The organism is Streptomyces sp. NPDC031132, from assembly GCF_055570595.1.
On record NZ_JBVIGX010000006.1, the window covers coordinates 245,733 to 258,242 of the forward strand.

Annotated in this window: 13 protein-coding genes; 4 read left to right on the forward strand and 9 right to left on the reverse strand. The window is 72.3% G+C overall.

Going from position 1 to position 12,510, the window contains the following annotated elements; genetic code table 11:
• The first annotated feature begins 399 nt into the window (after nt 1-399).
• Nucleotides 400-1,029, forward strand: coding sequence for a hypothetical protein (locus tag ACZ49B_RS11980; protein ID WP_468303812.1), 630 nt, complete (start codon nt 400-402; stop codon nt 1,027-1,029).
• Between the two features lie 144 nt (nt 1,030-1,173).
• Here the strand turns inward: ACZ49B_RS11980 and ACZ49B_RS11985 are convergent, their stop codons facing one another.
• The 3 genes from ACZ49B_RS11985 to ACZ49B_RS11995 all read right to left on the reverse strand — a co-directional run bounded on the left by ACZ49B_RS11985 (nt 1,174) and on the right by ACZ49B_RS11995 (nt 3,275).
• Nucleotides 1,174-1,833 (reverse strand): hypothetical protein, encoded by a 660-nt coding sequence (locus ACZ49B_RS11985; protein ID WP_468303814.1) that lies wholly within the window; start codon nt 1,831-1,833, stop codon nt 1,174-1,176.
• 59 nt (nt 1,834-1,892) lie between these two features.
• Nucleotides 1,893-2,603 (reverse strand): ribonuclease HII, encoded by a 711-nt coding sequence (locus ACZ49B_RS11990; RefSeq protein ID WP_468303817.1) that lies wholly within the window; start codon nt 2,601-2,603, stop codon nt 1,893-1,895.
• Between the two features lie 69 nt (nt 2,604-2,672).
• Nucleotides 2,673-3,275, reverse strand: a complete 603-nt coding sequence (locus ACZ49B_RS11995; protein ID WP_468303819.1) for a TetR/AcrR family transcriptional regulator — start codon at nt 3,273-3,275, stop codon at nt 2,673-2,675.
• Nucleotides 3,276-3,416: 141 nt separating this feature from the next.
• Between ACZ49B_RS11995 and ACZ49B_RS12000 the strand changes: the two genes are divergently transcribed.
• Nucleotides 3,417-4,970 (forward strand): MFS transporter, encoded by a 1,554-nt coding sequence (locus tag ACZ49B_RS12000; RefSeq protein WP_468303821.1) that lies wholly within the window; start codon nt 3,417-3,419, stop codon nt 4,968-4,970.
• 104 nt (nt 4,971-5,074) lie between these two features.
• Here ACZ49B_RS12000 and ACZ49B_RS12005 read toward each other — a convergent pair whose 3' ends face one another.
• The 5 genes from ACZ49B_RS12005 to ACZ49B_RS12025 all read right to left on the reverse strand — a co-directional run bounded on the left by ACZ49B_RS12005 (nt 5,075) and on the right by ACZ49B_RS12025 (nt 10,158).
• A complete protein-coding gene (locus ACZ49B_RS12005) occupies nt 5,075-6,784 on the reverse strand; it encodes a DUF4153 domain-containing protein (protein ID WP_468303824.1) in 1,710 nt (569 codons plus the stop codon).
• Nucleotides 6,785-7,018: 234 nt separating this feature from the next.
• Nucleotides 7,019-7,936: an ADP-ribosylglycohydrolase family protein gene (locus ACZ49B_RS12010; protein WP_468303826.1), complete on the reverse strand. Its 918-nt coding sequence runs from the start codon at nt 7,934-7,936 to the stop codon at nt 7,019-7,021.
• Between the two features lie 11 nt (nt 7,937-7,947).
• Nucleotides 7,948-8,607, reverse strand: a complete 660-nt coding sequence (locus ACZ49B_RS12015) for a histidine phosphatase family protein (protein WP_468303828.1) — start codon at nt 8,605-8,607, stop codon at nt 7,948-7,950.
• Between the two features lie 73 nt (nt 8,608-8,680).
• Nucleotides 8,681-9,286 carry a YdbC family protein gene (locus tag ACZ49B_RS12020; protein ID WP_053787769.1) on the reverse strand — a complete coding sequence of 202 codons (606 nt, stop codon included), beginning with the start codon at nt 9,284-9,286 and terminating at the stop codon, nt 8,681-8,683.
• Between the two features lie 32 nt (nt 9,287-9,318).
• A complete protein-coding gene (locus ACZ49B_RS12025; RefSeq protein ID WP_468303832.1) occupies nt 9,319-10,158 on the reverse strand; it encodes an arylamine N-acetyltransferase family protein in 840 nt (279 codons plus the stop codon).
• Between the two features lie 72 nt (nt 10,159-10,230).
• On the opposite strand from ACZ49B_RS12025, the gene ACZ49B_RS12030 reads away from it, so the two are divergent.
• Nucleotides 10,231-11,190: a DUF1152 domain-containing protein gene (locus ACZ49B_RS12030; RefSeq protein ID WP_468303834.1), complete on the forward strand. Its 960-nt coding sequence runs from the start codon at nt 10,231-10,233 to the stop codon at nt 11,188-11,190.
• 44 nt (nt 11,191-11,234) lie between these two features.
• Here ACZ49B_RS12030 and ACZ49B_RS12035 read toward each other — a convergent pair whose 3' ends face one another.
• Nucleotides 11,235-11,957 carry a nitroreductase family protein gene (locus tag ACZ49B_RS12035; protein WP_468303837.1) on the reverse strand — a complete coding sequence of 241 codons (723 nt, stop codon included), beginning with the start codon at nt 11,955-11,957 and terminating at the stop codon, nt 11,235-11,237.
• A gap of 68 nt (nt 11,958-12,025) precedes the next feature.
• On the opposite strand from ACZ49B_RS12035, the gene ACZ49B_RS12040 reads away from it, so the two are divergent.
• Nucleotides 12,026-12,421, forward strand: a complete 396-nt coding sequence (locus ACZ49B_RS12040) for a winged helix-turn-helix transcriptional regulator (protein ID WP_468303840.1) — start codon at nt 12,026-12,028, stop codon at nt 12,419-12,421.
• The last annotated feature ends 89 nt before the right edge of the window (nt 12,422-12,510 follow it).

Below are 12,510 nucleotides of genomic sequence, written 5' to 3' on the forward strand. Positions count from 1 at the left end.
CGCGGACAAACGGCCAATTCACCCAACGTGACGAGCTCGTCGCGGATGGCCAACCCCTCGTACGGCGCGCGCGGGCTCCACCGGGGAGCGCGCCTCCACCAGGCCTGGACCGGGACCCTGGCGCCGCCGTCGACTCTGGCCCGTAGCGAGTGCCTCCACTGGTACTGCGCGGCTTCGGCCGTAGCCGAATGAGTCATCTTCGGTGTGACGGGGCAAGGATATGAACGGCATACCGGCGAATTCCGGTCGGCGGCGCCAATTGCTCGTTGCCGCATGCTCACGGGCCACGCGAGAATTGGAGTGCTCCCGCTCGGCTCGACGGCGCTCTCCTGGGCCGCGCCGCGGCGTGCCCGCACTTCAGCTGTGCCCGTCCGCGGGCGTGTACCCGAAGGGAGGACCGTGACCTTCGGATTCGCCCGGCCCTCGACCACGCCTCTGACACAGGCAGCCGGCGGCGCCAGCCGGCACGGCCGACTGCTGGAACCCGCCGAGTGGACGTCGTCGGACATCCCCCTGCTGCGCAATCCGCGCGAGGTGGTCAGCGGGCTGCACTCCCGGCACGGACCGGTGCCCTCGACGGCGGTGATCGCCGTCCTCGGGCCGGAGGAGCAGCTCGTCGCGAGCGCCTCCTTCGTCCAGCGCTCGGCCTCGGCCGACGGCTGGGAGTACCGCAACGCCCTGCTCTCCGCGCTGCGCCGGGTCATCCCGCACGACCTGCGGCGCCGGACCCCGGTGCGGACGGCGGTCCTGCTGTACTGCCGCGAGGGCGACGAGCGGTGGACCGAGGAGGACGGCGCCTGGATGTGGGGGCTGCGGGACGCCTGCACCCTGCACGGGCTGCGCTGCGGCGCGTACATCACGCTGACCCGCGGCGGCTGGCAGGTGCTGGGCGAAGGCCGGGGCGGCCGGCGGCCCAGTTCCGAATCACGGCGCGAGCGCCTCGGCGACACCGTGGCCGAGTTCCCCGCGGTGTCCCTGCGCACCGGCGGCGGCGCGACCGAGGTCCTGCGCCGTACCGCCGCACGCTGAGCCCGCCGCACCCGTACGCCGGCCCGCCCGCGGGCAGCCCTCACGGCCGCACACCCTGGAGCGGGCGTACGGCAGGTCAGGCCTCGGGCGTCAACGGGGCCGGCTCCGCCGGACACCCCCTCGCCCGCGCCGGGGCACGGGGCGTCAGACGCCCGTGCCCAGCACGGAGTTGATCTGCTGCGGGTCGCCGCACACGATGAGCAGCGCACCGGCCCGCGTCAGCGCGGTCGGCAGGGCGGCGGCGGTCGCCTCGGCCGGTCCGCCGTTGGCCGCGAAGACCACGACGGGACGGCCCGCGGCGCGCTTGGCCTGCGCCGCGTCCGCGTAGAAGACGTCGTCCTCGGCATCATGCAGGGCCCAGTACGCGGCCTCGCCGAAGGACAGCTCGTGAGCGGCCCACGGGTGCGGGTCGCCGGTGGTCAGCACCAGGATGTCGCCGGGCGCGCGCCCGGTGTCGAGCAGCAGGTCGACGGCCTCTTCGGCCGCGTCCAGCGCACCCTCGGCGGAGGCCGGGATCAGCTGGATCTGCGGCACCGCCGCGGAGACGGACGGTGCGGTGGGGGCGGCGGGAACGGGTCCGGGGGTGGCCTGCGGCGCACGCTGGGCGGGCGGGGCGGGCCTTGCGGCACCTCCTGCGCGGCTTGCCGCTGCGGGGGAGGGACCGGGGCGTCCGGGCCGCGGCACGGCGGCGGGACGCGGACCGGGTACGGGGCGGGGGGTCTGCGCGGTGCGGCTCGCAGCCGGCGTGACGCGGGGACCCTGGGCACTCTCGTGAATCTGAGGCTCCTCGGGGGTGAGAGGCATGAGTTGATGTCTATCAAACACCGGTACGAAACGTACCGGCGGGTGGCACGTGGGTGCGATCAGAAATCGAAGCCGAGTTGGCCTCCGTTTTCCAGCTCCACCGACTCCTCGCTGCGGCGCACCTTCTTGAGGTGGCGCCACTTGGGCAGCCCGTCGAGGTACGACCACGAGAGCCGGTGGTACGGGGTGGGCCCCAGCTCCTCGAGCGCGGCCCGGTGCACCGGCGAGGGGTATCCGGCGTTGTCGCCGAAGGCGAACTCCACGCAGCCGCCGCCCTGCTGGCCGAGTTCGGCCATCATGCGGTCGCGCCTGACCTTGGCGATCACCGAGGCCGCCGCGACGGCGACGCAGGACTGGTCGCCCTTGATCACCGTACGAACCCGCCAGGGCGAACCGAGATAGTCGTGCTTGCCGTCGAGGATCACCGCGTCGGGCCGCACGGGCAGCGCCACGAGGGCGCGCTCCGCGGCGAGCCGCAGGGCGGCGGTCATGCCGAGTTCGTCGATCTCCTCCGGGGAGGCGTGCCCCAGGGCGTAGGCGGTGACCCAGGTCTCCAGGACGTCGAGGAGCGCGTCGCGTCGTTTCTGGGTGAGCAGTTTGGAGTCGGTGAGCCCTGCGGGCGGCCGGCGCAGACCGGTGATCGCCGCGCACACGGTGACCGGACCGGCCCAGGCCCCTCGTCCGACTTCGTCGACCCCGGCGATGATCTTGGCGCCGGTGGTTGCACGGAGGGAGCGTTCGACGGTGTGGGTGGGTGCTTCGTACGGCATGGCGCCAGCAAGGGTACGCCGCCCCGAGCCGCCTGCACACCCCGGCCCGGGTGGAGCCGGTACGGCATCTCACGCCCTGAGCAGCGGCACCATCACCTGATCGACCATTTCCGTGATGTCCTGATCCTTCCATTCGCTCCCGCACACCTTCGCGCCGTACATCATCATCGCCGGAATGACGTCGGCGACGAACGGACCGGTCGCATCCGGTCGCACGTCTCCCCGCTCGATCCCCCGCTGGACAAGCTCCCTGATCAACCGGTGGGCGGGCTCGTGCAGCCCCGCCCGGATGACGTCGTGGAACCGCCCCGCATGGGCGTGGTCGCATTCGTGAAGGACGGCACGCAGCGCCTGGCCGGCCCGCGACTCCATCACGTCCCGCATCCGCACACACAACCGGACGAGGTCACCCCGGATCGATCCGTGGTCGGCGATCCCACCGATCGGCGGCAGTCCGGTCCGCAGCACGTCGGCCACCAGGTCCGCCTTCGAGGGCCAGCGCCGGTACACCGCCGCCTTGCCGGTGTGCGCGCAGGCCGCGACGCCCTCCATGGTGAGCGCGTTCCAGCCCACGGTGCTGAGCTGCTCCAACGCCGCTTCGAGAATCGCCCGTTCGAGTTCCGGGCCCCGCCTGCGCCCCGGCGACGTCGCTGACCAGCGCGAACCCACCATCACCTCTACCTCCGACCGACCCACGCGCCCCTCGCACGCGTTTTCAGCCTTAGTGAACGGTTGCGTTCACTATCAAGGGCCTCCTACCGTGGACCCGCAGTGAACGAATGCGTTCACTATTTCACTATGGGGGGTTCCACGGTGAAAGGCTCTCAACTCGCCACGCCCCGGATACCGGGCGCGGCCCGCCGGGAAGGCCGCCCGGGCGTGGCCCTCACGGTCATCGCCGCCTGCCAGCTGATGGTCGTCCTCGACGCGACGATCGTGAACATCGCACTCCCGCACATCCAGACCGCCCTCTCCTTCTCCACCACCGACCTGTCCTGGGTCATCAGCGCGTACACGCTGGCCTTCGGCGGCCTCCTGCTCCTCGGCGGCCGGGCCGGCGACATCCTCGGCCGGCGCCGCGTGTTCCTGACCGGAATCCTGGTCTTCACCCTGGCGTCCCTGCTCGGCGGCTTCGCGCAGGAGCCCTGGCAACTGCTCGCCGCCCGCGCACTGCAGGGGGTCGGCGGCGCGATCGCCTCGCCGACCTCGCTGGCCCTGATCACCACCACGTTCGCCGAAGGACCCGAGCGCAACCGGGCGTTCGGGGTGTTCGCCGCCGTCTCCGCGGGCGGCGGCGCGATCGGCCTGCTGGCCGGCGGGATGCTGACCGAGTGGCTCGACTGGCGCTGGGTGCTCTTCGTCAACGTGCCGATCGGCCTGCTGATCGCCGTGCTCACCCCGCTCTACATCACCGAGTCCGAACGCCACCCGGGCCGGTTCGACATCGCGGGGGCGCTCACGTCCACCGGCGGCATGGCCTCGCTCGTCTACGGGTTCATCCGCGCCTCCGAGGACGGTTGGCGCGACGGGCTCACCCTCGCCTCCTTCGCCGCGGCCGTCGTCCTGCTCGCGCTCTTCGTGGCCATCGAGTCGCGGGCCCACGAGCCGATCATCCCGCTGCGGATGTTCGCCGACCGCAACCGCGCCGGCACCTACCTGATCATGCTCGGCCTCGCCGCCGCGATGTTCGGCATGTTCTTCTTCATCGTCCAGTTCGTCCAGAACGTGCTGGGCTTCTCGCCGATCCAGTCGGGGCTCGGCTTCCTGCCCGTGACCGTCGCGATCGTCACCGCCGCCGGCCTCTCGCAGCGGTTCCTGCCGCGCTTCGGCCCCAAGCCGTTCATGGTCGCCGGATCCGGACTCACCGGCATCGGACTGGCCTGGCTGACCCTCATCCGCACCGACAGCTCGTACGTCTCCGGAGTCCTCGGGCCGATGCTGGTCTTCGGCTTCGGCATGGGCCTGAACTTCGTGACGCTCACCCTCACCGCCGTCTCCGGGGTCGACCAGCGGGAGGCGGGCGCGGCGTCCGGGCTGCTCAACGCCAGCCAGCAGGTCGGCGGCTCACTCGGGCTGTCGATCCTGGTCACCGTCTTCGGCACGGCCAGCCGGAGCGAGGGTGAGAAGCAGGTCCCGGACTTCATGGCCCACGCGGACCCCGATCAGATGGCGGCGTTCAAGGAGACCGGGCGGCTGCCCGACCCCTGGGGTGACCTCGTCCTCACCCAGGGCATCTCCACCGCGTTCATCGCGGCCGTCGCCATGGCCGCGCTCGCCCTGGCCACCGCGCTGCTGGTGATCCGGGTGCGCAAGAGCGACCTGGAGGCCCTCAACGGCGCCGCCGCGGAGGCCGGTCCGGCCGCCTGAGCCCGGTCCGGCGGCCGGAAGCAGTGCCCCGGTCCGGCATACGGAGGCCCGGGCGCGGGGAATTGATCCCGCGCCCGGGCCCTCGTACGACCGCCGCCGGGCGGCTAACCGGTGCGGCTGTGGAAGGTGCCCAGGCTCGAGCAGACCTCGTACGAGGCCTTCACCGGGCGCTCGCGGAGGATCTGCCGGGCCCGGTACTCGCCGAGGCTCATCGCGTACCAGGGCACCCGACCGCTCCTCGACAGCTCGTTGTTGATGCCGCGCAGGGCGCAGGAGCGGCGGGGTTCGGGCAGCCGGTCCAGGGCGGGCACCGCATCCGCCGACAGGGACTGGAAGTACGCCAGGTCGATCTTGCCGTCCTCCTGGAAGCGGGCCACGTTCCTCTCGGCGACCATCCCGTCCGGGGACAGCAGCCCGAACGCCAGGACGGCGGCGGCCGCGCTGCCTGCGACCGCGCGCGGCAGCCGGCGGGTGCCGAACACCCCGGCAGCCATGATCAGTACGATCACCAGCCCGAGCCAGAGCTCCATCGCGGCCACCGACACGCGCAGCCGGGTCAGTCCGTACGCGTCCACGTACAGGTCCATCCGGCGCAGCGCGGAGGCGACCACGACCAGGGTCAGCGCGCACAGCGTGCCCAGCACGACGCGGACGAACCGCCGGTCGCCGGCTCCGGCGCGCGGGGCCCAGCGCAGGGCGAGTGCGATCACGGCGAGGGTGAGCAGGGTGGCCCAGAGCAGCTGCCAGAAGCCCTGGCGGGCGTACTCGGCGTAGGTGAGCCCGGTGCTCTCCAGGACCTTGTCGTAGCCGCCGAACAGGACGGCCAGCTGGACGGCGTTGAAGCCGGCGAACAGCAGGTTGAGCACGACGAGCGGAAGCGCCCATTCGACACGGGAGCGCGGCTTTCCGGGCGCCACCCGGATCCGGTCCCAGCGCGAGGGGGCCGCGGCGGCGCGGGCGGCGGCGAGTGCGAGGAGGGCTCCGAGCAGGAACAGCAGGAAGCGCACCGGGCTGTCGCCGAGGGAGACGTCGGGGGTCAGCCCGTTCAGCAGGTCCGCGAAGGCGGCGTCGGCGGAGGCGAAGAGGGCGCCGAAGAGCACCAGCAGGACCACGGCCACCAGCGCTGCCTTGGCCACGGGCAGCCACCGGCTCCGGTCGACCCCGCTGCCGCGCGAGCGCAGCCCGCTCCAGGCCCAGCGGATCCCGAGCACGGTGGCGTCGACGAAGCCGAGCGGGCTGAGCAGGACGCCGGGCCAGGTGCGGCTGCCGTGCAGGGCCAGGGCGCCGAGCAGGACGGCGGCGAACAGCGCGAGGGTGGACGGCCAGCCGGCGTCGCGGAGCGCCGGTACGGCGAGGAGCGCGATGCAGCCGATCGCCCAGACCAGGGTCCAGGGGCGGGCGGTACGCCGGGCCGCGCGGGCGGCGGCGTACGCGGCGGCGATGGCGGGTACGACGGCGAGCAGCAGGCCGGGGCCCAGGCCGTCGCCGAGGAAGAGGGCCGAGGCGATGCCGGCGACGACGGCGCAGACCAGCACAGCGGTGGGCACGGGTCCGGCCTGCCCCGGCCGCGCGGCTTCGGCCCAGGCGAGCGGCGCGATGGACCACGCCCCGGACTGGGCCCGCTGCTGCCGCACTTGATAGGCCCGCCACGCCTTGGGATCCCACCCGGTCGGCGCAACGCCCGCCGCCGCCCCGCCGGTCGGCCCATGGCCCGGCCCGCCCTTCGGCGGAGCCGGCTGCGCCGGATCGGCAGCCGAGCCTCCGGCCGCGTTCCCGGCCGCGGCGTCGGCCACCGCGTCGGTGTTCTCTGACATCGGGTTCCCCTCCCCTGTCGGCCGCCCCCGTCATCACGACGCAGGCGGCAGCGCGCGGACAGGGTAGGCCCGTGACGTGCGGTTTCAGCCAGGCCGGAGCGGTCCCTGTGGCAGGACCGTGACAATGGCAAAGGGGCGTATCGCCCCCCTGCGGACGCCCGCCACCGATGCCCGCTCCCGCGGCCCGGCCACCAGGCCGCAACGCCACCCGGCCACGGGGCACCGCGCCGTCGGCTAACGCGCCGCCGTCTCCGGCAGCCAGGCCGGCAGGGCCTCCGTACGGGCCAGCCAGGCGGCGGGCAGCACCGCGTCCCCGCGCGCCCCCAGCACCCCGCCGACGATCGCGCAGGTCGTGTCGACGTCGCCGCCCACCTGCGCGGTAGTCCAGAACGCCCGCTCGTAGTCGTCCAGCGACCGTGCCGCCGACCACAGGGCGAACGGCACGGTGTCGTGGGCGCTCGTGCGCCGCCCGCAGCCCAGCACCGCCGCGACCGTGGTCGCGTCGCCGTAGTCCAGCATGTCCCGCGCCCGCCGCAGCCCCGCTCCCACGGCGCTGCGCGGAACCAGCGCGATCACCCCGTCCAGCAGGTCGGCGGCCTTCGGCGGACCGGCCGGAGCCGCCGCCAGTGCGGCCGCCGCGGCGACGGCCATCGCCCCGCACACCGCCTCGCGGTGCTGGTGGGTGGTGTAGGCGGAGATCTCCGCCTGGTGCGTGGCCTGCTCGGGGTCGTCGGCGTACCAGGCGCCCAGCGGCGCGATGCGCATGGCTGCGCCGTTGCCCCACGAGCCCTGCCCGTTGAACAGCTCGGCGGCCAGCGTGCGCCAGTCCTCGCCCTCCCGGACGAGGCGCAGCATCCGGTTCACGGCGGGCCCGTAGCCGCGGTCGAAGTCGTGGTGGTGGGCGAAGGAGCTCGCCAGGGCGTCCTGGTCGATGCGTCCGTGCGCGGCGAGGACGGCGACCACCGAGCAGGCCATCTCGGTGTCGTCGGTCCACTGCCAGGTTTCGGTGCCGGCGGGCAGCTCGCGGCGCTTGAGGAGGGGGTAGTTCACGGGGACGAAGTACTGGGAGCCCAGGGCGTCACCCAGAGCCAGCCCGCGGAGGCTGGCCATGGCGCGTGCGTAGCGCCTTTCGGAGGAGGAGTCAGCGGTCATCCCGCGTCACTTTAGCCGTCCAGGTCATAAGGCTCCGGTGTGGTCCACCGCTCAAATGGGCGGTCCATCCGGTATCGGCCGTCCGGACCCAGCAGAAGCACCCGGAATTCGCCGTTCCCGGGGTTGGAGAGCGCCTCGAACTCGGCCACCGACCAGTGGAACCAGCGCATGCAGAACAGCCGCATGGTCAGACCGTGCGTCACGAGCAGCACGTTCGGCGGATGGTCCGGAGCCTCGAAGCTGCGGTAGAGGCTCTCGAGGAAGGAGCCGACCCGGTCGTACACGTCCGCGCCGGACTCGCCCTGCGCGAAGCGGTAGAAGAAGTGCCCGTACGCGTCGCGGTACGCCTTCTGCAGCCGGACGTCGGCCCGGTCCTGCCAGTTCCCCCAGTCCTGCTCGCGCAGCCTCGGCTCCTCGCGCATCCGGACCCGCCCCGGGTCCAGCCGCAGCTCCCGGAACGTCTGCAGGGTACGGCGGTAGGGGGAGACGTACGCGCTGACGGCTTCGTCGCCGAACAGCTCGCGCAGCCGTACGCCCGCCTCCGCGGCCTCTTCGTGCCCCCGGCGGGTCAGGCGCAGGGCGTGGTCGGGCTCCCGCTCGTACACCGTGTCGTCGGCATTGCCCTCCGATTCCCCGTGCCGGACAAGGACGATGCGCCGTGGTCGTGCCATTCCATGACCCTATTCGGCCACCGGCGGGTCCAGCACCCGGGCACGCCGGTCGGGCCCGCCGATCGTCGTACGGTCATACCGTCCAGGACGATTCGAGGTCGACGACGTCACCGGTGAGGGCTTCCACGTCGGCCTCGGTCTGGGCGCGCAGCGACAGCCGCTCGACCCGTTCCTGACGGTACTTGCCGTGTTCGGCAGCGGCGTGCCACATCGACAGCACGAGGAACTCCCGGCCCGGCGCCTCCCCGAAGAGGCCCCGGATCATTCCGGGCGAGCCGGCCATGGCGGGGTTCCACACCTTCTCCTGCATGAGGGCGAAGTGGTCCACGCGGCCCTCCCGCACCCGGGTGTGGGCCACGCGCACCACGTCCGCGTCGGTGAACCGCGGCTCGAAGCCGGTCTTCACGTCGAAGCGGTGGTCGAAGAGCGTGACCCGGGCGTTGGTGTACGTGCCGGTCTGGGCCGCGGCCAGCCGGTCGTACGACCGGGCCATGAAGGAGTCGTAGAAGGAGCGGCTCTCCCAGAACGCAAAGACATGCGCGACCCCCTGCCTCCCCCGGCTCCAGCCGCCGCCCTGTCCCCGGAATCCCGGCTCGCCAGGCAGCCCCGCCCATTTGCGCTGCCCGCGCTCGAACCCGCGTCGGTCCGTCACCGTGCAGCGAATCCACTTGACCAGCACCGCGCCATCGTACGGGCCCGGCGCGGCCCCGGTCAGTCCATATGGCGGTTGATCCGCGCCAGTTCCTCCGCATCCCGCCCGGACAGCCGAAGCCCGAACTCCCGGTCGAGCAGCGCGAGCAGCTCGTCGGGGGCCACCGACTGCCGCTCGACCCGCCCTTCCGGATACAGGCGGCTGAGCTCCCGCCCCACGAGCGCCCGGCGGACGGGAGCGCCCGGGTGCTGGACGATCACCTGTCCGACGAAGGCGGAGCGGGGGTGGGAAGAGCTGTAGTGGTTGAGCAGGACGTAGTCGACGGGGTAGTAGGGCTGCGGGGAGAACGCGTACAGGTCCCGCCAGGTCCCCTCGCGCAGCATGCACAGCGCGAGGATCCCGTCGCCCTCCTCGCGGACGGCGTACGTCCAGTCCCCCTGCACGACTTCGGCTCCGGGCCGTGCGAGCGGGACGGGCTCGCGCGGGCCCTGGTGGCCGAACCCGGCGTCGCACAGCCAGGGTTCCCCTTCGACGGTGGCGACGAGGACGGCGTGCGTCACCGCGAGCAGGGTGTCCCCCCGGGTGCGGTTGCGGGCGCCGCGCCCGGACACCTCGAAGCCGATCCGCTCCAGGGCAGCGGCCAGCAGCGAGTTCTGCTCGTAGCAGTAGCCGCCGCGGCGGCCGTGCACGAGCTTGTCCTCCAGGGCCTTGACGCCCAGCTCGACGGGGCGGCCGAGCAGCACGTCCAGGTTCTCGAAGGTGATGGCGCCGGTGTGGGCCCGGTGCACTGCGTACAACGTCTCGAGGTCCGGCCGGAGTTCCCCGTCGTCCCCGACGGGCCCGTCGTAGCCTATCCGCGCCAGATAGGCATCGAGATCCAGCTCGTCACCGCTCCACATGTCTCCCCCGCTCCCGCACCCGCTCGTGAAACTCCGGGCACCCGATCGCGCCCGCTGCGCACAATGATCACCATGACGGCCCTGCACACCAACCCGCTCTTCGCCCGGCTCGCCGAAGCCGAGCGCATCCTGATCGCCGGCGCGGGCGGCGGATTCGACATCTACGCCGGCCTCCCGATCGCCCTCTCCCTCCTGCACCAGGGCAAGGAGGTCCACCTGGCGAACCTCTCCTTCAGCGCGCTCGCGGGCCTGCCCGTCGAGGACTGGGCGGCCCCCGACCTCGCCGCCGTCACCCCCGAAACCGCCCCCCACCAGGCCTACTTCCCGGAACGGACGCTGGCCCGCTGGCTCGGGCTGCACGGCTACCCGGCCACGGTGTACGCGTTCCCCCAGGTCGGGGTGCAGCCGCTGCGCGCCGCCTACCGGGCGCTGATCGACCTCCACCGGATCGACGCCGTCGTGCTGGTGGACGGCGGCACGGACATCCTGATGCGCGGCGACGAAGCCGGCCTCGGCACCCCCGAGGAGGACCTGACCAGCGTCGCCGCACTGGCCGCACTCGACGACGTACCCGAACGGCTCGTCGTCTCGGTCGGCTTCGGCGTGGACGCCCACCACGGGGTCAGCCACGCCCTGGTCCTGGAGAACATCGCGGCGCTGGAGCGCGACGGGGCGTACCTGGGCGCGTTCTCGATCCCCCGCGCCACCCGCGAGGGCGCCCTCTTCCTGGACGCGGTGGCCCACGCCCAGGAGAACACCCCGGAGCGGCCCAGCATCGTCAACGGTTCCATCGCCGCTGCCGTCCGCGGCTCGTTCGGCGACGTCCACTTCACCGAGCGGACCCGCGGCAGCGAGCTGTTCGTGAACCCGCTGATGTCCCTGTGCTTCGCCTTCGACCTGCCCGGTCTGGCCGCCCGCTGCCTCTACCTGGACCGCATCGAGGACACCCACCTGATGCGCCAGGTCCACTCCGAGATCGCGGCCTTCCGTGAGGAGACCGTCACCCGCCCGGCCCGCCGCATCCCCCACTGACGGAGGGGACCGGCCCAAGGCCGGTCCCCTCCGTGAGCTACAGGTCAGCTACCTGCGCGGGCTGCGCCCGGTGTACTGGTGGAGATCACTTGTTCCTGTCGTGCGGTATCCCCCGCGCCGCGGGGCCCGTGCGATCCGCGGAAGACGTTGCGCTCCGTGGCACGCCGACCTGGATGGCGCCGTTCCTCCGCCGGGTAGCCGACCGAGACCAACAGGGCGATGGCCAGGTCGTCACGGCCGTCGATCCCGATCACCTTCTTCACTTCGACCTCGTCCCAACCGTTCATGGGCGAGGTCGCCAGGCCCATCTCCGTAGCGGCCAGCATCAGGAACGAGGCCGCGATCACGGCGTCCTTGACCGCGTACTCCCGAAGCAGACCGCGCCGATCGAGATCCTCCTGGAAGGCCCTCGACGCGGCGGAGAACATCGCGATGAACTCGTCGTTCCACGCTCCGCTGCGCCGCGCCTGCTCATAGACGTCGCTGTGGTCATCACGCCAGGACTGCGGCTCGGCGACGAAGACCAGTACGACCGGGGCCTCTTGGGGCTGGGGCTGGCCTCCGGTGGCCCGTGCCAGCCCCGCACGGCCTTCTTCTGCGGACACCACGACGATCGACCGGTCCTGCAGGTTCCAGCTGGTGGGGGCCTCGACCGCGAGATCAAGGAGCGCTTCGAGCGTGCTCGGCGGAATCGGGTCGGGCCGGTAGTGGCGGACGGTGCGGCGGGTGCGGATCGCCTCTGCGACGGACATCGTGTGGCTCGTCATGTCACTCACTATTGGAGAGTGACTCTCCATCGGGAAGAGGGCACCTTTTGGTGCGCTACTCTCCCGGCATGAAGACCACGGTGGAAGCATCCGGACTACCTGCCGACGTCTACTCCGCAAAGTGCCCGACGCGCCAGGTCCTCGACCACATCTCCGGCAAGTGGACGATCCTCGTCGTGGACGCCCTCCTCGAAGGAACCCTGCGGTACACCGACTTGACGCGGCGCATCGAGGGTGTCTCACAGAAGATGCTCACCCAGACGCTGCGCGGCCTGGAGGCCGACGGGTTCGTCACCCGCACCGTGTACCCCACCATCCCGCCGCGGGTCGAATACGACCTCACGGAGCTCGGTCGCAGTCTGGCGGAGCCGATCACTGCACTCCGCCACTGGACCGAAACGCACATCAACGAGATCGTGCGGGCCCGAGCCCGGAGCGCCTCGGCGGCGGCGGAAGCCACCTGAGCAGTTACATCGGAAGCAACGGGCAATGACGCCGACGGGGAGCCGGCATTTCGCCGACTCCCCGCTTAGACCAGGCACTTCATGCCTGG